Source organism: Dietzia sp. SL131 (genome assembly GCF_026672565.1).
GTDB classification, from domain to species: domain Bacteria; phylum Actinomycetota; class Actinomycetes; order Mycobacteriales; family Mycobacteriaceae; genus Dietzia; species Dietzia kunjamensis.
In genome coordinates this window covers 3,525,484-3,543,191 of the sequence record NZ_JAPPRI010000003.1, presented here as the reverse complement: position 1 = coordinate 3,543,191, position 17,708 = coordinate 3,525,484, and the positions used below count along the sequence as shown (strand labels likewise).

Genomic DNA, 17,708 nt, shown 5'->3' with positions numbered 1-17,708 from the left:
TTCGATAGTACCCGCGCCGGCGCATTAGTACAAGGGTTCGATCATCTTCGATCACTCATCCCAACCTGGTACCCACCCACTGCGCCAGGATCCGCGCGCAGGCGTCGACACCCTCGACCCACGTGGTGCCCGCGGACTCGTCGGCGGCATCCGAGACGTGCTTGACCAGCCGCGTGGGTACGCCCACCATCGCGCCCGCCGCGGCCACCGCATACCCCTCCATGTCCACCAGGTCGGCGATCCCGGCCAGGCGGTTCCGCACCGGGCCGCCCGCGACGAAACTGTCGCCGGTCGCGAGCACGGGCGCAGCCGATCCCCCGGGCCCCGACGGCGCGGCGGCGTGCTCGGGGGTCACCGCACGCAGGGCGGACAGCGCCAGCGGCGGGCCGTCGTGCCGGCCGGTGACGGCGTGCAGGGCGGGGTCGTCGAAGTCGTGCTGGAACACGGTCGCGATCTCGTGCGTGCCCTCCATCCCCGGGTGCAACCCGCCCGCGGTGCCCACGTTGACCAGCTCACGCGGCCGGGCCCCGCCACCGAGCGCGTGCGCGACGGCCACGGCCGCGCGCACCTTGCCGACGCCGGTGACGAGCACCGGGAAGTCGGTGACGAAGTGCCGCGCCTCCTGCTCCAGCGCGACGACGACGAGAGGGTGAGCCGGATCGACGGTCCCGATGAGTTCCACGCGCCATACGGTAGCCGTCGCCGGGCCTGTCCGTTCAGCCCCCGGGCGGGTCCCACCAGCGTCACTCGCCCGCGCCCAGCGGCAACCGGGCCACGACCTCGTGGCGAGCCCGGCCCCGCGGCCCCTCGCCGAGGAACGAGTCGACGAGCGCGACCTCGGAAACCTCCCACCGGCTGCTCGTGAAGGTGTCGAGCACCCGCAGCCAGGCGGTCGCATCGTCGCGACCGCCGAGCCGGGCGAGCGTGAGGTGCGGACGGAACCGGGCGCCGTCCGGGGCGCAGCCCGCCGCGTTGGCGGCCGAGCGGACGCCCGCCGCGAGCGCGTGGAGCGGCCGATCCTCGGGCTGATCGACCCCCGCCCACAACACCTTGGCCCGCTCGACCGAGGGGAACGCCCCCGCGCCGGCCAGCCGGAGAGTGAACGGCTCGTGCTTCCGGGCGACCGCCTCCACCCGCTCGGTCAGCTCGTCGAGGCGCCAGTCGTCGACGTCGGGACAGAACGTCAGGGTGAGGTGCCACTGGGCGGGGTTCGTCCACGTCAGACCCGGCCGCGGCTCGAGGAACCGCTCCAGTTCCTCGCGAACCTCGTCGGGCGGCACGACCGCGACGAACATCCGATGCCCCATCACCCCACCGTGGACCATGCGCCGGTGGTCCGCAAGCCCGAGTCGTGATCCATCACGAGCCCGCGAGCCACCACCCCAGAGCGGCGGCGGCCACCGTGGCTGTCATCGTCCCCACCCCGTACGCCGCCGCGGTGAGGAACCGGCCGTCGCGGGCCAGGCGAACGGTGTCATAACTGGCCGTGGAGAACGTCGTGTAGCCGCCGAGCGCCCCCGTGCCCAGCAGCACGGCCACCGTCCCGCCGCTTCCCGTGGGTCCGGCCAGCAGCCCCATGACCAGGCCCAGTGCGAACGAACCCGACACGTTGACGAGGAACGTGCCCAGCGGAAACCGGCCATGCCACCGCGCGGCGACCGCCAGGCCCACGCCGTAGCGCAGGGCCGCGCCCACGCCCCCGCCGAGCGCGACCCACACCGCCATCACGGCGTCACCCACCGTCATGACCCAGCGATCCCAGCGCCATCCCGAGCACGGTGGCCACACCGCCCAGCACGAGCGTCGCCGCGGGATAGACCATCGCGCCGACCCCATCACCCGCCCGCGCCAGGGTCGAGACCTGCAGGGCGATGAGCGAGTAGGTGGTGAACCCCCCGCAGAAACCGGGGCCGAGCAGTAACCGGGCGTGATGTCGTCGTCGTTGTCGTCGTCCCTCTCGTCGCCACGCCCCGCCCTCGGGCAGCACGGTGAGGACGACCCCCAGTGCGAACGCGCCCACGACGTTGATCGCGAGCGTCACGGTGAGGGCCGGCGGCGCCAACTCGGAGACGACGACCCGCGCGAACGTGCCAGCCGCCCCGCCGACGGCGACGACGGCCATCGAAGTGAGAGTGACCATCGCGGCGGGGAACCTCACGTCGACAGTCCGGCCTCCAGTGCGGCGTCGAGTCCGTCGCGATCACCGGTGATCTCCAGGCCCGCGGCATCGGGGCCGACGCGGCCCCACAGCAGCAGGGCGAGCGTCTCCGGCGGCCCCGCCACCTCGACCACGCCCGTGGAGTCGGGGCCCGCACCGTCCGTACCGGGCAGCTCCCACTCCAGCGCGCCGAGGGCGCCCGCCCCGACCGGCTCGGCGCCCGCGGCGAGGCCCACCGCGGCCGGGCCCTCCGGGGCGTGGGGGACGCCGCGGAGGCGGATCGTCACCGCGAGCGGCGGCACGTGGGCGGCCATGTGCGGGCGCATGACGGTACAGAACTCGTCGATCGTGTCGACCGCGACGTCCTCCGGCACGGGCGTCGTCGCGGCGGCACCGTGCAGGGCGTTCTCGACGTCCCAGCGGTGGACGAAGGTCTCGTGGAGCTGGCGCCGCGGCCAGAAGTCGGCGCGGCCCGGGCCGGAGAAGGTCCAGACCAGGGCGTCGGGGGCCGTGTCGGTGAACGTCGCGATCATCTCGGCGGTGAGACCGGCATACCAGTCGGCGAGCGCGGCGGCGCCCTCGGTCACCGGCGGCGCGGACTCCATGACCGCTCCCCTGCCCCCGGTCCGGGTGTCGGGCGTGGCCTCGCGGACCGTGGCGGCGCCCCACCAGTTGACGGCGCCCAGGTGGACCACCAGGTCGTGCACGGTCCAGCCCTGGCACGAGACCACCGGGGCGGTGACGTCCGCACCGGTCCCGAGCCCGTCCCCGGCCAGGGCGTACCGCACCAGCCCGACCTGCGCCTCGAGCGCATCGAGCATCCTGGAGTAGGCGAGCCGGGAGGTCATACGCGGGTCGCCTCGTCGGACCCGGGGCGGTCGTTGCCGTCCGCCCGGCGGCGGGTGAAGTCGATCTGTCGCCCCGCGTTCGACACCGCCACCACGGTGCCGGTGCCGAAGATGCCGTCGCGGTCGAACAGCGAGGCGGTGCCCACGGCCACGCCGTCCGCGCTGACGTGCTCGTCGGCCTCGATCCCGATGTCCCCCGACCGGGGCAGCCGGGCCAGCGCCACGGTGAGGTCGGCGTTGATGAAGCCGATCCCCTCGTCGCCCCAGTGCGTCATGAGGCTCGTGGACTCGGACACGATCACGGCCCGCTGGAACGGGGAGGCCGGCTCGCCCTCCACCACGTCCAGCGGGTGGATCCAGAAGCGCTTCCGCTGGTCGTTCTGGTGCACGCCCATGTCGCGGTCCCACGAGGGGCCGGGCTGGCCGCTGCCGAAGAACACGTTGGTCCCCGGCCCGGTCTCCCCCGGATCCGCGTCGGCCGGCGCCGCGAGCTCCCGGCCGGACCGCCACACCGTCCCCGGTGGCTGTTCACCGCGGCGCAGCTGGACGAACGTGGCGCGGGCGACGGCCTTGCCCCGCTGGATCTGCCGCGCGTCGGCCACGCGGATGCGGTTGCCGCTGCGGATCTCCCCGGTCTGGACGACCAGGGGTTCGTTGCGCACCGGCGCGAACAGGTCCACCGTGAGGCGGGCGGGCTGGAACTCCTCGGCACCGAACTCGTGCTCGAGCGACCGGGCGGCCGCCACCACGACGGCCGGGCCGTTGACCATGCTGTCCGACCAGGCGCTGCGGGCGTACCGGGTGGGCAGGTACGCCCCGCTGTCGTCCAGGGTGAAGAAGGCGCGTTCGCTCATCGGGCCACCCCGTCCGTGCCGGTGGCGCCGGCGTACGCGCCGAACCCGGCCGAGCCGCCCGCCGACCCCGCCGCCCACGACCGCAGGATCGCCGCTAGCTGCGTCTCGAAGTACTGCTCGGCGCTGGGCGAGGACCGCCACACACTCAGCTCCAGCGACACGACCCCGTGCAGCGACGCCCAGATCGTGGTGGCGGTCTCGTGCACGTCGGCCGACCGGAACACGCCCTCGTCGACGGCCGCGTCGACCACCTCGAGCAGCGGTTCGCGCCACAGCGCGTCGACGGTGCTGTCCCCACCCCTGCCGTCCCCGGCCCCGGCGATCCCGGCTCGCGGCGACCGCACCGGCTCGCCCACGACCAGCCCGTACAGGCCCTGGTTCTCCAGTGCCCACCGCCGGTACGCGCGGCACAGCGACCGCATGTCGCCCTCGACGCTGTCGTGCCGCAGCGACTCGCGCAGGGCGGCCGCCAGTTGCCGGTCGGCCTCGTGCGCGACGGCCGCGAGCAGGCCGGACTTGCCGCCGAACATCGTGTAGATCGCCGTGGTGGAGGTGCCCTGGGAGGCGGCGAGCGGCCGCAGTCCCAGCGTCTCCGGCGCCGCGTCCCGGAGCCGTCGCGTGGCCTCGTCGAGGATCCCCCGGCGCAGCGCCTCGTCGTACTGGGCGTGGTGTGGGGCGCGGGTCGCGGCCTGGGTCGAGGCGCGGGTGGCCGCGCGCGGCGAGGAAGGGGTCACCCCGGCAGGGTACGACGACGACGACGACATCGGCGTCATAGCGGCGTGGCGTGTCGCGGCGGACGCCGTGATGCCGATGTCGTGGCACCGCCATCACGCCCGCGCCCCGCGCCGGGCCGGCGCCGCCGAGCACGCCGTGGCAACGGTGTCCCACCTGCTGTGACGGTGTTCCGATCCACGCATGGCTGCGCGCCGTCTTCGGTCCGTTCCGGACGCACGACCCGGCTGAACCGGGACAAGGGAATTCGGCGCCGGGCCGGGCAACTCGAGAGAGTCGGCGGGCCCCGAACGGTCAGCGTGCGAAAAAAAGAAAGGCCCACAGCCCCTCGCGGGGACTGCGGGCCTTACCTCTGTGCGCGATTCCAGTTCGCCGCCTCGTCGAGTGGCGACAGGGTTAGTCCGTGTCCGTATCAGTTGGCCGCGGCGTAGGCGTCCATGATGTCGGACGGAATTCGGCCGCGGTCGGAGACCTCGTAACCGTTGCTGCGGGCCCATTCGCGAATCGCCTTGGTATCGCCCGAGGACGACGACGACTTGGCCGCGGCCCGGCGTGCAGGCTTGGCCTTGCCGCTGGACGAGACACGATGGCCGTTCTCCACGTACGGAGCCATTACCTCGCGGAATTTCTCAGCATTCTCATCGCTGAGATCGATCGTGTATTCCTTACCGTCGAATGCGAACGTGATCGTATTGGCGTCGCTGCCGAGATCCGTTCCGTCGAGGTCGTCGATGTACTGCACCTGGAACTGCTGTGCCATGTGTTCTTCTCCCTTGGCCGGCTCTGTTCTCTATATGAAGACATTATGCACAGGGAAGTCGACATACGCACACGTATGTTTTGGGTAACACTTCTCGACAATGTTTTCAGTGCTGAACTTTCCGGGGATATTCCACAGTTGTTCAGTGGCCGAAAGAGCCGGAATTCTCGCGATATCTCCGCACGATGAGATCGACGATCTCCGGGTGTGCGCCGAGTGGCGGAGAGACGATATCCCCGCCTGCCGCGGCCATTCGATCGGCGAAGAAACCGGGGGCGAGAAGGTGGGTCGCGACCGCCACCCGTCGTCGCCCCCCGGTGCGGAACTGCTCGACCGCCTCGGCGACGGTCGGGACCGCCGCGGAAGCGAAACCCGAGGTCACCGGCACGCCCATGAGGTCGGAGAGCCTGTCGGCGAGCGCCCTCGTCTCCGCGATCGACGACGCGTTCTTACTCCCCGCCGCGCCCAGGACCACGGCGTCCGCGCCGAACGCGCCCACCGCGCCGGCCTCGGCGAGCCGCTGCATCAATGCCCGCACGACCTCCGGTTCCGCGCCGAGGTGCGGCGTCTGGACGACCGGGCCGGGGGCGTCGCGGCAGGCCTGCCCGACGTCGTGGGTGACGTGGTAACCGCGGGCGAGGAAGGCCGGGACCACGACCGTCGGTGCGCCGTCGGCGAGTATCCGGCCCGGGCCGGGTGACTGGACGTCCACCCAGGAGAGTCGGCAGTCCACGCCGGGCAGCTGCTTACGCGCTTCCAGCAGGACCCGACCCAGCACGCGGCGGCCCGCCGCCGCCCGGGTGCCGTGGGCGACCAGCAGGAGGCGGGGGCTCATGACGTCATCCCGGGAGCGTTCACCCTTCGAGCATGCCGCAATCCGGGTGCGGGGCGGCACCCGCTCGGCGACACTGGGGGGATGAACGCAGGCGGCAGACGGGGTGCGCGGCCAGAGGTGACCGTGGCCAACTGGGAGGCCGTGTACGACTTCTACGGCCCCGGTCGTCGGCGCGACGGCTTCACCCACCCGCTGCTGGCCCTCGTCGGGGCCGTTTATGCCCCCGAGCTGCGCATCGCGCCGGGGACCGTGTCCGAGCTGCACCGTCTCCACGACGCCGGGGTGGGGATCGTCGTCGCCGCCAACCACCCGTCCAAGCACGACCCGTTCGTCCTGGCCTCGGGCGTGTTCGACAAGCGGGTCCGGTTCCTGTCGAGCGGCACCGGCCTGACCAAGGACCCGCTCTTCCGGGGCCCGCTGCGTCCGGTGTTCGAGTACACGGGGACGGTCCCGGTTTTCCGGGCCAAGAACTACCAGGGCACGGCTCGCGAGGTGCACGACGCGGCGGCGGCCCGGCTCATCGGTCTCTGCGTGGATCGTCTCACCGCGGGCGGCGTGGTCCTGACATTCGTCGAGGGGACCAACTCCTCGGCCGACGACCTGCACACGCTCCGTCTCGACTCGGTCAAGAAGGGGGTGGGCCAGATGGTCCGCGGGGTCCGCGTGGAGGGCGGCCGGGTGGCGGTCCTACCGGTCGGGATCGTCTACCACGGGCGGGAGCACGCCAGGACACCTCCGCGACGCCCGGTGCTGGCCACGGGTCGGCCCATCGTGTGGGAGGGCCCGGGGGCCCCGCCGGCGATCGACGAGGTGCGAAGCGCGGTGCGCGACGGGATCGACGACGCCCTCACCGCCGCCTGGGAGTAGACGGCCGCCCTGCCCGGACTGCCCTGCTCAGACCACGCCGGGGACGACCTCGAACTCCACCCCGACGGCGTCGAGTTCGCGGGCCCGCGCGGCCAGGGTGGCCGCCGCCGCGATCCGCACGACCCCGTGTCCCGCGGCGAACCGCGCCGCCACCAGTTCGGCGACGCGGGCTGCGGGCAGGCCGGGTCCGGTCTCGAGCACCTCGACGTCGTCGTCGAGCTCCGTCAGTAGCGCGGCGTCGGCCGCGCCGTCGGTGACCAGGACGTCCGCGGCGTGGACGAGGCGTCGGGCGCGCACGGTGAGCAGGTCACCGTCGCCGGAGCCACCCACGAGCGCGACCCACCCGGTGGCCGGGCGGCGACGCGCGCGCAGGCCCGCGGGTGCGGTGGCCAGCGAGCGCGCCACGTGGCGTCCCACGCGCACCGATCGCCGGGGGTCGCCGGAGTCGACCGCGATGCGCACGAGGCCGGCGGGCGTCGCGACGGCCGTCCGCGCGGGCACCCGCGCCGAGCCGAGCCCGGCGTCTCCCGCGGTGACACACCAGATGCGGCGCTGCTCGCACAGGGCGGCGATCTCCGCGTCGACATGGGGGTCGCCGGTGGCGACGTGCACCATCCAGGGGCTGTCCAGGTCGGATGGGGTGAACGACCTGGTGACGACGACGAGGCGGTCGGACGCCCGCTCCGCGAGGTCGGCCATGGCCGGGTCGACGCGCGGGGCCACCACGCGCAGGATCGCGCCGGCCTCGAGGAAGGTCTCCGCCCGGCGGGCCGAGACGGGCCCGGCGCCGACGAGCAGCACCTCGCGACCGGCGAGGCCGACGGTGAGCGGGAGCCCGTCCAGCGCCGGCGTCGGTGCCGGGCCGGCGGGCGGCGCCGAGAGCGCGCTGGTCACAGGTGGATGCCGCACTCGGTCTTGGACGATCCCGCCCAGCGGCCCGAGCGGGGATCCGCTCCGGCCTCGACGCGGCGCGTGCACGGCTCGCAGCCGATCGACGGGTAGCCGTCGTCGAGCAGCGGGTTGAGCAGGCACCCGTGCTCGGCCGCGTAGTCGTGGACGCGCTCGAGGGTCCACGCGACCAGCGGGTTGATCTTGACCATGGAGTGCTTCTCGTCCCACTCGACCATGGCCGCGCCGGCCCGGTGGTCGGTGTCCACACGGCGCAGGCCGGTGATCCACGCCTCGTAGCCGGACAGGGCGGCGTCGAGGGGCTCCACCTTGCGCAGGCGGCAGCACATCTCGGGGTCGGTCTCGAAGGGGCGCGGGCCGAGGGCGGCCTCGTGCTCTTCGCGGGTCGCCGGGCTGCGGACGTCCACCACGTTGAGACCGGGAGTGGCCGCGAGCGCGTCGCGGACGCCGACGGTCTCGGAGAAGTGGTAGCTCGTGTCGAGGAACAGCACGTCCACGCCGGGGGCGTGGGGTGCGGTCATCTCCGGCACGACCGTGTTGGCCATGGAGCAGGCCACCGCGAGCGCGTCACCGAAGGTCTCGCCCGCCCACGCCAGGACCTCGGCGGGGTCGATCTCGGAGTGGTTCCCGTAGAGGCCGCGGTCGTCGAAGCGACGGCCGGCCTCCTCGGCGATCGCCTTGAGCTCGGCGGCGGTGCGCTTCCGACCGGGGCCGGGGGTGAGGACCGTGCTGCGGGGCAGCAGGTCCAGAGCTACAGCCGTCATACGAGGGCCTCCTCGTCCACCCGGTGCGCCCACTCGGCGAAGGTCTCGCCGCCGGCACCGGTGTCCATGTACTTGCGGATCACGCGCTCGACGTAGTTGGGCAGTTCGGCCGACGGCACGCGGAGGCCGCGGACCGTGCGCCCGAGCCCACCCGACTCCTGGTCCTGGGAGGCCAGTCCGCCACCCAGGTGGACCTGGAATCCGGGGGTGTCGCCGTCGAGCAGCTGGCCCTTGAGCCCGATGTCGGCGGTCTGGATCCGGGCGCAGCTGTTGGGGCAGCCGTTGAGGTGGATCGACAGCGGCGTGCGCAGGGGCGCGTCGTCGGCGAAGCGCCGCTCCAGCTCGTCGACCAGCGCGGTGGCCGTGTCCTTGGTGTCGACGAAGGCGAGCTTGCAGAACTCGATGCCGGTGCACGCCATGGTGGCGCGGCGGAACGAGCTCGGGCGGGCGTACATGCCGATCTCGGCCAGTCCGTCGACCAGCTGGTCGACCTTGTCCGGCTCGACGTCCAGCACGAGCAGCTTCTGGTGCGGGGTGAAGCGGACGCGCTTGGATCCCGCGGCCTCGGCGAGGTCGGCGACCTGCGCCAGCTTCTCGCCGCCCACGCGGCCGACCGTCGGGGCGGCGCCCAGGTAGTAGCGGCCGTCCTTCTGCTCGTAGATGCCCACGTGGTCACCGGAGCCGACGCCACGCCGGGGTGCCGGCCCGTCCGGCAGCTCGCGGCCCAGGTACTCGTCCTGCATGACCTGACGGAACTTCTCGGCGCCCCAGTCCTTGATGAGGAACTTGAGCCGGGCGCGCGTGCGCATGCGGCGGTAGCCATAGTCGCGGAAGATGCCCACGACGGCGGCCCACACCTCGGCGGCCTCCTCCTGGCGGACGAACACGCCGATGCGGGTCGCGAGCTGCGGGTTCGTGGACAGGCCGCCGCCCACCCACAGGTCGTAACCGGGTCCGAGCTCGGGATGCTCGACGCCCACCAGCGAGATGTCGTTGATCTCGTGGACCACGTCCAGGCTCGGGTGGCCGGTGATGGCGGACTTGAACTTGCGCGGGAGGTTGGAGAACTCGGGGGTGCCGATGTACTTGGCCTTGATCTCGGCGATCACCGGGGTGGGGTCGAGGATCTCGTTCTCGGCGACGCCCGCCACTGGGCTGCCGAGGATGACGCGCGGGCAGTCGCCGCAGGCCTCGACGGTGTCGATCCCCACGTCCTCGAGCCGCTGCCAGACGGTGGGGACGTCCTCGATGGCGATCCAGTGGTATTGGATGTTCTGCCGGTCGGAGATGTCGGCGGTGCCGCGGGCGAAGTCGGTCGAGATCCCCGCGAGTACGCGCAGCTGGTCGGTGGTGACCGCGCCGCCGTCGGTACGGACGCGCATCATGAAGTACTCGTCCTGCAGCTCGTCGGCCTCCAGCTTGGAGGTGCGGGAGCCGTCGAGGCCCTGCCTACGCTGGGTGTACAGGCCCCACCAGCGCATACGGCCGGAGAGGTCGTCCGACGGGATCGAGGCGAAGCCCTCCTTGGAGTACGTGTCCAGGATCCGCTGGCGCACGTTGAGCGCGTCGTCGGTGAGCTTGAACTCCTCGTTGTGGTTCAGCGTCAGCTTGCCGTCGATCTTCCACTGCCCCTGCGGCTTGGGCGCCCGCGCGGGACGAGCAGGGCGGGGGGCGGCTGCAGTATCGGTCATGCCCGCGACAATAGTCAGAACAGACTGGTCTGTCTATCCAGGGTGACCTAACCGACCCCCGCCCGCCCGTCGTCACTCAGGTGACGTCGAGTTCAGGCCCCCGGCAAGGTCGAGCCGAGATCCCCGGCGATGCCGAACAGGGTCCCCCAGAGGATCTGGACGATGTGGAACGGGAGGAACGTCGCCGAATCCACGAGGGTCGAGCCGGACTCCTGTACGAGACTGCCGGCCGCCGCCATCGACGACCCGGCGAGCTCTACGAGACTTCCCATGATGCACTCCTTCCGGAGCTGATCTGACGACCCATCCCTGTGGTGGATCCGCACCCCAGACGCCCCGCCGTCAGCCTAGGCATTTCCTCATAAAGTGGGAACCGTGCAGCATAACGGTTAGGCAATTAGTTAAGGAGCGGAAAGTTCACGATTCGGCGGTGGCGTCGGCCCCGCGACCGACCGTACTGTCTGAGACATAGCCCACAGCTGGTGGGTACCACATCGAAAGGACACACCATGTTCTCTGATTTCTGGGCAGGACTTGCAGCGGGCTCGGCCGAGCTCATCCCCGCGCCGTTCGGTTCGGCGGCCATCGACGGCCTGCTGCGCCTCCCGGCCTACGTACTCGGCACCCTCAGTGGTGGCGCGGAGCTGTTCGGCTCCTGATCTGATTCGACACGCCCCGGTGGTCCGCCACCGGGGCGTGTCGCGATTTCGGAAGCTTTACATCCCGCAGAAGTCGAGCCAGGTGTCGACCTCACGCCTGGCCTGCTCCCGCCCGAGGACATACGCCTCGGCGAGACGGTCGACGCGCCGCTCGTAGCTGCGGATCATCACCCGGTGCGGGCGGAAGACCAGTGCTTCGCCCGACTCCTCCAACGCCTCGATCTCGTCGAGGGTCTCGTTGTAGAGGGCCCAGCGGTGCATCAGCGCCTCCCCCACCGCCGGGAACCGGCGGAAGTAGGAGCGGTAGAACGGCGTCAGCCGCCGTGGCGGGATCTTCCGATACCCGTGCGGCTGGGTGAGCACCACCAGGAACTTGTCGTACCCCGCGTCGCGAGCCGCCGACAGCGGGATCCCGCCGTCGTGGCCCAGCGCCCCGTCGACGTAGTACTCGCCGTCGATGAGCACGGGCGGCATCCACACCGGCATCGTCGACGACGACCGGACCATCCTCATGAGGTCGCTCATCGACGTGATGTCGTCCTCGCCCCAGAAGACGGTCTCTCCGTCGGAGCAGCGGAACGTCCCGATCCGCGCCTCGGTACCGCTGGCGTCGAACGTCTCGAAGTCGTACGGGAGCACCTCGTCCGGCAGTCCGGCCTGCTCGTAGATGTACTCGGCGTTGAACAGACCCTTGCCGCGGGCGAAGCTTCGCCAGTCGCCGAAGTTCGGGTCCGCCGCCATCTCCACGAAACTCTTGCGGGCCCGGACCGCGTCGCGCGACACGTAGTTCGCCAGGTGGGAGGCACCCGCCGAGATCCCCGCGACCAACCCCGTGTGGATGCCCGCCTCGATCAGCGTCTCCACGACCCCCGCGGTGTGCACCGCCCGCATACCGCCGCCCTCGAAGAGCAGGGCGACGTCCGGGGCAGTCGGTGCGAAATCGGTCACGACTCCCAGGGTAGGTCGCATCGCCTCCGGGGCCGCGATCCGCTACCGTCACCGTGTGAGCGCTGTCACCGACTTCATCGTGTCCATCAACGACGTCTACTGGTACGCGGTGATCGCGCTACTCGTCGTCGCCGGTCTCTACTTCTCCGTCACCACCCTCATCGTCCAGATCCGGATGTTCCCGGAGATGATCAGGGCGATCTTCGAGAAGCCGTCGGACATCGAGGAGAACAAGAAGGGCATCTCCGCCTTCCGGGCCTTCACCATCTCCGCCGCCTCCCGCGTGGGTACCGGGAACGTCGCCGGCGTCGCGATCGCGATCACGGTCGGCGGGCCGGGCGCGGTGTTCTGGATGTGGCTGCTCGCGATCATCGGCGGCGCCACCGCGTTCGTCGAGTCCACCCTGGCGCAGCTGTACAAGGTCAAGGGCAAGGACTCCTACGTGGGCGGGCCCGCCTATTACATCCGCGACGGGCTGGGCTGGAAGCCGCTGGCCATCGCCTTCGCCGTGATCATCACCGTCACCTACGGGTTCGTGTTCAACGCCGTCCAGGCCAACTCGATCGCGCAGTCCGTCCGCAACCAGTTCTCCCTCGAGGGCTTCACCCCGGGCCTGATCATCGGCATCGTCCTCGCCCTCGTCGTGGGTGCCGTCATCTTCGGTGGCGTCCGCCGGTTGTCCGCGGTCACCGAGATCCTGGTCCCCGTGATGGCGGTGGCGTACATCGTCGTCGCCCTCGTCGTCGTCGCGATCAACATCACCGAGGTCCCGGGGATGATCTCCCTCATCGTCGGCCACGCGCTCGGGTTCCGCGAGGTCGCCGGCGCCGCGGTCGGCGCGGCCATCATGCAGGGCATGCGCCGCGGACTGTTCTCCAACGAGGCCGGCATGGGCTCGGTGCCCAACGCCGCCGCCACCGCATCGGTCTCCCACCCGGTCAAGCAGGGCCTCGTCCAGGCGCTCGGCGTCTACTTCGACACCATCATCGTGTGTTCGGCCACCGCCTTCATCATCCTGCTGGCCAACCCGGAGTTCGGCGGTGACCGCGAGGGCATCACGCTCACCCAGGACTCGCTGGCCGCCTCGGTCGGCGACTGGGGCGTCCCCTTCCTCATGGTGGTCATCTTCTTCCTCGCGTTCTCCTCCATCCTGGGCAACTCGTACTACGGCGAGGCCAACATCACCTTCCTGCGCGGCAACCCCGCCGCACTGCGGACCTTCCGCATCCTCGTGGTGCTCGCCGTCCTCGGTGGCAGCCTGGGCTCGGTCGACCTCATCTGGAACCTCGCCGACCTGTTCATGGGCGTCATGGCCACCATCAACCTCATCGCGATCATCCCGCTCGGCGGTCTCGCGGTGGCGCTCCTCCAGCACTACCTGCAGCAGCGGGCCAAGGGCCACAACCCGGTGTTCCACCGCGACGACCTTCCCAAGGCGCGGAACGTCTCCTCGTGGGACGGCACCGACCCCATGACCCACCAGCACGTCGCCGACGATGCCCGCGAGGTCAAGGCCGAGGAATGACCCCCCGCACGAGCGCCCGCGACCGCTTCACCGCGCTGCCCAAGGCGCACCTGCACGTGCACCTCGAGGCAGCGATGCGAGAGGCCACCCTGAGGCAGTGGTGCGCGGAGGACGGCATCGAGGTGCCGCCCCTCGTGGAGTATGCGGACTTCACCGCGTTCCTCGGCGCGTACGGCCTGCTCATCGACCTGCTGCACACCCCGGAGCGGGTCGGACGGCTACTGGACGAGGTGGTCGCCGACGCCGCCGCGCAGGGCGTCGTGGCGCTGGAGTTCGCGTCGATCCCCGAGAAGGCGGTGGCGTTCGGCTCCGCGGAGGAGGCGCTCGAGTTCATCCTCCCGGCCGCGGCCGACGCCGGGCGCCGTCACGGCGTGTGGACCGGGTCCATCGTGAGCATCGACCGCGGCGCCGGGCCCGAGCACGCACTGGAGGCCGCCCGGCTCGCCGCGCGGTTCGCCGACCGCGGCGTGGTCGCGGTGGGTCTGGTCGCGGACGAGCGCGGCAACCCCGTGGCCGACGCGGCCGGGGCGTTCGCGATCGCCCGCGACGCCGGGCTCGGGGTGGTGCCCCATGCCGGCGAACTGGCCGGCCCGGACGAGGTGCGGTCCGCGATCGAGCTGGGCGTGGACCGGATCCAGCACGGCGTCCGCGCGGTGGAGGACCCCCGGGTGCTGGAGCTGCTGGCCGAGCGCGGGACCTGCCTCGACGTGTGCCCCACCTCGAACGTCGTGCTGGACGTGTACCCCTCGCTGGAGGAGCACCCGCTGCCGCGGCTGCTCGAGGCCGGGGTGCGCTGCTCTCTGGGCGCCGACGACCCACTGCTTTTCGGTGTGGACGTCGTGGACGAGTACGTGGCCGCCCACGAGCGGATGGGCGTGTCGGTGGCGCGGCTGGTCGGGGTGGCGCGGGCGTCGATCGAGTCGTCGTTCGCGCCGGACGACGTCAAGCGGGACGCGCTCGCCCGGATCGAGGCCTGGCGCCTCGACTGAGCGCGGGGCGGACTCCGGGTGGGGTCAGGCACCCACCTTGGGGTCAGGCGCCGCGGCGGATGCTGTCGGCGGCGAGGATCATCGGCACCTGGAGCGGGAGCCGGCCCCACGCGATCACCTGGTACGGCCACACGGGCTTGCGACGCCAGGCGCGGACCATCTGCAGGTTTCCCGGGAAGACGCCGATGAACAGTGCGGTCGCGACCGCGCCGCCCACCTTCCGGGTGGCGGGCGCGGCCAGCAGTCCGGCGACCGCCACCTCCACGACGCCCGAGCCGTAGGTCCACGCGCGCCGACTGCCCGGCAGCTCCGGCGGGATGAGTCCGTCGAACGGCCGGGGCGCCACGAAGTGCAGCGCCCCCATCGTGCCGAGGGCAGCGGGCATGGCCCAGTAGCGGACGGTGCCGCGGGTGGTCGCGTTGCTCATTCGCCCGAGACTACGGGGGCGGCGGGCCGCTCACCGGACCTCGGGCAGAACCCGCTCGCCGAGCAGGCGGAGCGACTCCCAGCCCGCCTCCACCGGGATCCCGCCACACAGCGGGTGGGTGGTGATGAGCCCCAGGTCGCCGTCACGCACGAGTCGCACCAGCTGGTCGGGGGTCGCCACCACGTAGACACCCTCGTCGCGCAGTTCGTCGACGGTGCGGGCGTCGGAGTGCACGAAGGAGTTGCGGGTGCCGCCGGCGTCGCCGGCGCCGGCCTGCCAGGCGCGGTACCCGAGGGCGTCGGCGAGGAGGTGGTGGCCGTACCGCGCCCAGAACCGGTCGGGGTCGTCGGCGCAGAACACCGTCGCGGGGCCGGGAACGGGTTCGACGACGAGGCCGGGCCGATGCCCGTGGGCGAGGCATTCCGCCCGGTACAGCGCGGTGAGCTCGGGATCGTCGACCTGCGGCTGGAAGTGCATGCCGAGTCGCCCGGCCCGCCGGGCGGCCGCCCCGCCACCGCCGAGGAAGATGAGGGGGTGGGGGTCGGAGAACGGCCGCGGGGTGGGCGAGGACGGCGGGGAGCCGTCCGCCGGGTCGTCGCCGACCGGCTCGCCTCGCCAGGCGGCCAGGATGGTCTCCAGCTGGGCGTCGAGACGAGCGCCCCGGGTTCTCCAGTCGCGTGAGTGCAGCGCGTACTCGACCGGGCGGTAGCCGAGCCCGAAGGTGAAGCTGACCCGGCCCGAGGCGAGGTGGTCGAGGACCGAGATGTCCTCGGCGAGACGGACCGGGTCGTACAGCGGCGCGATGAGCGCCCACACCGTGATGGGGACGCGGCTGGTCACGGCCGCGACCGCCGACGCCGCGATGAGCGGGGACGGCAGATAGCCGTCCTCCGAGGCGTGGTGTTCGGAGAGGTTGACGGCGTCGTGGCCGGTCTCCTCGGCGTAGCGGGCCATGTCGAGGGCCGCGCGGTAGCGGTCCCGGCGCTCCTCCGGCCCGGCGCCCGGCGCGCGGAAGTCGAACCGCGTGACGACGTAGACCACTACACCCGCGCCCCGGCCAGCTCGGTGTACGCGGTGCCCCGCTCGTCGCGCTCCCACCAGGTGTCCGCCGGCGCACCGCCTGCCCCGGTGTCGCCTGTCCCTGTGCTGCCTGCCCTCGAGCCGCCCGCGCCGGCGGCCCCCACGCCCTGCCTGATGAGCTCCCGCTTGAGGATCTTGTTGGTCGCCGTGGTGGGCAGGTCCACGGAGATCCGGACCCAGCGCGGCCACGCCTTGGGCGACAGGTCCGGCTGCGAGGCGAGGAACTGCTCGAACGCGGCCGGCTCCAGCTCCGAGTCGTGGCGGGGGACGATCGCCGCGGCGAGCTGGTCACCCACCCCGCGTGGATCGGGCAGACCGTAGACGGCGACCCGTGAGACCGCCGGGTTGCGCAGCAGGATCTCCTCGACGATGCCGGTGGCCATGTTCTCGCCGTCGACGCGCAGCCAGTCCCCGCTGCGCCCGGCCAGGTAGACGAAGCCGTCCGCGTCGCGGTAGGCCAGATCGCCCGACCAGTACATCCCGTCCCTCATGCGGTCGGAGGTCGACGTGTCGTCGTTGTAGTAGCCGGCGAAGAACCCCGCCCCCTCGGTGTTGACGAGTTCGCCCACACACTCGTCGAGGTTGGTCACGGCGCCGTCGTCGTCGAACACCGCGCGGGGACACTCCTGACCGGTCGCGGGGTCATACACGGCGACCCCCGGGAACGGTTCCCCGATCGACGCCAGCGGCGAGTTCTCGGTCCGCACGATGATCACCGCGAGCTCGGTGGAGCCGTAGGCGTCGCGGACCTCGCACCCGAACCGCTGCGCGAAGGCGGGGATGTCCTTGGCCGCGGCCTCGTTGCCGAACGCGGCGCGGAGCGTGGTCTGGGCGTCGTCGGGGCGGGGCGGGGTGTCGAGGATGTAGGCCAGCGGCTTGCCCACGTAGTTCATGTACGTCACGCCGTAGCGGCGGATGTCGTCCCCGAACCGGGTCGCACTGAACCGGCGGGCCAGCGCCATGGTGGCGCCCGCCGCGATCGCCGGGGAGAAGCCGCTCATGATGGCGTTGGAGTGGAACAACGGCATGGACAGGTACAGCACGTCCTCGGAGGTCAGGCCGAACGACGGCGCGAGGTTCTCCCCGGACATCGTCACCGTGAAGTTGCCGACCTGCACCGCCTTCGGATCACCCGACGTGCCCGAGGTGAAGATGAGCATGAACGGGTCCATGGCCTCCACCGGCGGCGGGTCCTGGGGGGCGGATGACGACGCCACCAGCGCCGCCCACTCGTCGGAGTCGGTGTCGATCACGCTCACCTGACCCAGGTCGAGGCCGTCGAGCAGCGGCTTCAGCTCGGAGTCGGTGAGGATGACCTGGCACTCCGCCTTGCGGATATCGCGGGCCAGCCCCTCCCCGCGGCGGGTTGCGTTGAGCCCGACGATGACGTACCCGCCCGCCGCGCCGGCCGCCAACGCGTAGAGCATCTCCGGGGTGTTCTCCAGCAGCGTGGCCACGTGGAGCGGCCGCGCGGGATCCAGCATCCCCGTGACGGCACCGGCCCGGGCGTCCGCGCCCGCCAGGTAGTCACGCCAGGTGATCGAGGTGTCCTCGTAGCGGATGGCGACCACATCCGAGTCGGCGTGGCGGCGGAGTTGTTCGCGGACGGTGTCGGCCATGTGGGAATTCCTTCACGGGAGGCGGTGTGATCTGGATCATAGC

At 71.7% G+C, this 17,708-nt stretch carries 22 protein-coding genes; 5 read left to right on the top strand and 17 right to left on the bottom strand.

The annotated features are described in order from the left end of the window. Positions 1-55 precede the first annotated feature (55 nt). The 7 genes from OVA21_RS17620 to OVA21_RS17590 all read right to left on the bottom strand — a co-directional run bounded on the left by OVA21_RS17620 (position 56) and on the right by OVA21_RS17590 (position 4,594). The gene (locus tag OVA21_RS17620; protein ID WP_096906285.1) at positions 56-682 is read right to left on the bottom strand and encodes a nucleosidase; all 627 of its coding nucleotides are present in this window, start codon (positions 680-682) and stop codon (positions 56-58) included. A 61-nt stretch (positions 683-743) separates the two neighbouring features. Continuing rightward, complete coding sequence (gene thpR / locus OVA21_RS17615; protein WP_096907392.1) at positions 744-1,307, bottom strand: RNA 2',3'-cyclic phosphodiesterase; 564 nt, start codon at positions 1,305-1,307, stop codon at positions 744-746. A gap of 52 nt (positions 1,308-1,359) precedes the next feature. Next, positions 1,360-1,746: a fluoride efflux transporter CrcB gene (gene crcB, locus OVA21_RS17610; protein WP_096906286.1), complete on the bottom strand. Its 387-nt coding sequence runs from the start codon at positions 1,744-1,746 to the stop codon at positions 1,360-1,362. Beyond that, positions 1,733-2,140: a fluoride efflux transporter FluC gene (locus tag OVA21_RS17605; RefSeq protein WP_096907393.1), complete on the bottom strand. Its 408-nt coding sequence runs from the start codon at positions 2,138-2,140 to the stop codon at positions 1,733-1,735. The genes crcB and OVA21_RS17605 overlap by 14 nt, the downstream gene beginning before the upstream one ends. 14 nt (positions 2,141-2,154) lie before the next feature. Next, the gene (locus tag OVA21_RS17600; protein ID WP_096906287.1) at positions 2,155-3,006 is read right to left on the bottom strand and encodes a maleylpyruvate isomerase family mycothiol-dependent enzyme; all 852 of its coding nucleotides are present in this window, start codon (positions 3,004-3,006) and stop codon (positions 2,155-2,157) included. Beyond that, the gene (locus OVA21_RS17595) at positions 3,003-3,860 is read right to left on the bottom strand and encodes an acyl-CoA thioesterase domain-containing protein (protein WP_268092971.1); all 858 of its coding nucleotides are present in this window, start codon (positions 3,858-3,860) and stop codon (positions 3,003-3,005) included. The genes OVA21_RS17600 and OVA21_RS17595 overlap by 4 nt, the downstream gene beginning before the upstream one ends. Next, positions 3,857-4,594, bottom strand: a complete 738-nt coding sequence (locus tag OVA21_RS17590) for a TetR/AcrR family transcriptional regulator (RefSeq protein ID WP_244200930.1) — start codon at positions 4,592-4,594, stop codon at positions 3,857-3,859. Before OVA21_RS17590 ends, OVA21_RS17595 begins: the two co-directional genes overlap by 4 nt. Between OVA21_RS17590 and OVA21_RS17585 the strand changes: the two genes are divergently transcribed. Further along, positions 4,566-4,757, top strand: a complete 192-nt coding sequence (locus OVA21_RS17585; RefSeq protein ID WP_167492353.1) for a hypothetical protein — start codon at positions 4,566-4,568, stop codon at positions 4,755-4,757. The genes OVA21_RS17590 and OVA21_RS17585 overlap by 29 nt on opposite strands. A gap of 247 nt (positions 4,758-5,004) precedes the next feature. Here OVA21_RS17585 and OVA21_RS17580 read toward each other — a convergent pair whose 3' ends face one another. Further along, positions 5,005-5,352 carry a histone-like nucleoid-structuring protein Lsr2 gene (locus tag OVA21_RS17580; RefSeq protein ID WP_069389515.1) on the bottom strand — a complete coding sequence of 116 codons (348 nt, stop codon included), beginning with the start codon at positions 5,350-5,352 and terminating at the stop codon, positions 5,005-5,007. 142 nt (positions 5,353-5,494) lie between these two features. After that, positions 5,495-6,187, bottom strand: coding sequence for a sirohydrochlorin chelatase (locus tag OVA21_RS17575; protein WP_096906290.1), 693 nt, complete (start codon positions 6,185-6,187; stop codon positions 5,495-5,497). A gap of 81 nt (positions 6,188-6,268) precedes the next feature. On the opposite strand from OVA21_RS17575, the gene OVA21_RS17570 reads away from it, so the two are divergent. Further along, positions 6,269-7,054 carry a lysophospholipid acyltransferase family protein gene (locus OVA21_RS17570; RefSeq protein ID WP_096906291.1) on the top strand — a complete coding sequence of 262 codons (786 nt, stop codon included), beginning with the start codon at positions 6,269-6,271 and terminating at the stop codon, positions 7,052-7,054. A 27-nt stretch (positions 7,055-7,081) separates the two neighbouring features. Here OVA21_RS17570 and OVA21_RS17565 read toward each other — a convergent pair whose 3' ends face one another. From OVA21_RS17565 to OVA21_RS17550, 4 genes are all read right to left on the bottom strand, one after another. Next, complete coding sequence (locus OVA21_RS17565; protein ID WP_096906292.1) at positions 7,082-7,948, bottom strand: NAD(P)-dependent oxidoreductase; 867 nt, start codon at positions 7,946-7,948, stop codon at positions 7,082-7,084. Next, positions 7,945-8,727: a phosphoadenylyl-sulfate reductase gene (locus tag OVA21_RS17560; protein WP_096906293.1), complete on the bottom strand. Its 783-nt coding sequence runs from the start codon at positions 8,725-8,727 to the stop codon at positions 7,945-7,947. The genes OVA21_RS17565 and OVA21_RS17560 overlap by 4 nt, the downstream gene beginning before the upstream one ends. Next, positions 8,724-10,418, bottom strand: a complete 1,695-nt coding sequence (locus OVA21_RS17555) for a nitrite/sulfite reductase (protein ID WP_069389101.1) — start codon at positions 10,416-10,418, stop codon at positions 8,724-8,726. The genes OVA21_RS17560 and OVA21_RS17555 overlap by 4 nt, the downstream gene beginning before the upstream one ends. A 92-nt stretch (positions 10,419-10,510) precedes the next feature. Continuing rightward, on the bottom strand, positions 10,511-10,690 hold the full coding sequence (locus tag OVA21_RS17550) for a hypothetical protein (protein ID WP_143337720.1): 180 nt from the start codon (positions 10,688-10,690) through the stop codon (positions 10,511-10,513). A gap of 237 nt (positions 10,691-10,927) precedes the next feature. Between OVA21_RS17550 and OVA21_RS17545 the strand changes: the two genes are divergently transcribed. Further along, positions 10,928-11,077: a hypothetical protein gene (locus OVA21_RS17545; RefSeq protein ID WP_172812132.1), complete on the top strand. Its 150-nt coding sequence runs from the start codon at positions 10,928-10,930 to the stop codon at positions 11,075-11,077. 57 nt (positions 11,078-11,134) lie between these two features. On the opposite strand, the gene OVA21_RS17540 is transcribed toward OVA21_RS17545, so the two are convergent. Beyond that, complete coding sequence (locus tag OVA21_RS17540; protein WP_227022125.1) at positions 11,135-12,025, bottom strand: patatin-like phospholipase family protein; 891 nt, start codon at positions 12,023-12,025, stop codon at positions 11,135-11,137. Positions 12,026-12,080: 55 nt separating this feature from the next. Between OVA21_RS17540 and OVA21_RS17535 the strand changes: the two genes are divergently transcribed. Both OVA21_RS17535 and add read left to right on the top strand, forming a co-directional pair. Next, positions 12,081-13,550, top strand: a complete 1,470-nt coding sequence (locus tag OVA21_RS17535) for an alanine/glycine:cation symporter family protein (protein WP_096906294.1) — start codon at positions 12,081-12,083, stop codon at positions 13,548-13,550. Further along, positions 13,547-14,539, top strand: a complete 993-nt coding sequence (gene add / locus OVA21_RS17530; protein WP_096906295.1) for an adenosine deaminase — start codon at positions 13,547-13,549, stop codon at positions 14,537-14,539. The genes OVA21_RS17535 and add overlap by 4 nt, the downstream gene beginning before the upstream one ends. A gap of 43 nt (positions 14,540-14,582) precedes the next feature. Here add and OVA21_RS17525 read toward each other — a convergent pair whose 3' ends face one another. From OVA21_RS17525 to OVA21_RS17515, 3 genes are read right to left on the bottom strand one after another with little or no spacing between them, the layout of a single operon-like run. Continuing rightward, positions 14,583-14,966 carry a DoxX family protein gene (locus OVA21_RS17525; protein ID WP_208636670.1) on the bottom strand — a complete coding sequence of 128 codons (384 nt, stop codon included), beginning with the start codon at positions 14,964-14,966 and terminating at the stop codon, positions 14,583-14,585. 30 nt (positions 14,967-14,996) lie between these two features. Further along, positions 14,997-16,007, bottom strand: coding sequence for an LLM class flavin-dependent oxidoreductase (locus tag OVA21_RS17520; RefSeq protein WP_268092959.1), 1,011 nt, complete (start codon positions 16,005-16,007; stop codon positions 14,997-14,999). Next, a complete protein-coding gene (locus OVA21_RS17515; protein WP_268092958.1) occupies positions 16,007-17,665 on the bottom strand; it encodes an AMP-binding protein in 1,659 nt (552 codons plus the stop codon). Before OVA21_RS17515 ends, OVA21_RS17520 begins: the two co-directional genes overlap by 1 nt. Positions 17,666-17,708: the final 43 nt, after the last annotated feature.

Coding starts and splice junctions, on each gene's coding strand:
- OVA21_RS17575 (WP_096906290.1), bottom strand. CDS start 6,187: ATGAGCCCCCGCCTCCTGCTGGTCGCCCACGGCACCCGGGCGGCGGCG.
- OVA21_RS17545 (WP_172812132.1), top strand. CDS start 10,928: ATGTTCTCTGATTTCTGGGCAGGACTTGCAGCGGGCTCGGCCGAGCTC.
- OVA21_RS17570 (WP_096906291.1), top strand. CDS start 6,269: ATGAACGCAGGCGGCAGACGGGGTGCGCGGCCAGAGGTGACCGTGGCC.
- thpR (WP_096907392.1), bottom strand. CDS start 1,307: ATGGGGCATCGGATGTTCGTCGCGGTCGTGCCGCCCGACGAGGTTCGC.
- OVA21_RS17605 (WP_096907393.1), bottom strand. CDS start 2,140: ATGGTCACTCTCACTTCGATGGCCGTCGTCGCCGTCGGCGGGGCGGCT.
- OVA21_RS17595 (WP_268092971.1), bottom strand. CDS start 3,860: ATGAGCGAACGCGCCTTCTTCACCCTGGACGACAGCGGGGCGTACCTG.
- add (WP_096906295.1), top strand. CDS start 13,547: ATGACCCCCCGCACGAGCGCCCGCGACCGCTTCACCGCGCTGCCCAAG.
- OVA21_RS17600 (WP_096906287.1), bottom strand. CDS start 3,006: ATGACCTCCCGGCTCGCCTACTCCAGGATGCTCGATGCGCTCGAGGCG.
- OVA21_RS17525 (WP_208636670.1), bottom strand. CDS start 14,966: ATGAGCAACGCGACCACCCGCGGCACCGTCCGCTACTGGGCCATGCCC.
- OVA21_RS17580 (WP_069389515.1), bottom strand. CDS start 5,352: ATGGCACAGCAGTTCCAGGTGCAGTACATCGACGACCTCGACGGAACG.
- crcB (WP_096906286.1), bottom strand. CDS start 1,746: ATGACGGTGGGTGACGCCGTGATGGCGGTGTGGGTCGCGCTCGGCGGG.
- OVA21_RS17515 (WP_268092958.1), bottom strand. CDS start 17,665: ATGGCCGACACCGTCCGCGAACAACTCCGCCGCCACGCCGACTCGGAT.
- OVA21_RS17550 (WP_143337720.1), bottom strand. CDS start 10,690: ATGGGAAGTCTCGTAGAGCTCGCCGGGTCGTCGATGGCGGCGGCCGGC.
- OVA21_RS17555 (WP_069389101.1), bottom strand. CDS start 10,418: ATGACCGATACTGCAGCCGCCCCCCGCCCTGCTCGTCCCGCGCGGGCG.
- OVA21_RS17560 (WP_096906293.1), bottom strand. CDS start 8,727: ATGACGGCTGTAGCTCTGGACCTGCTGCCCCGCAGCACGGTCCTCACC.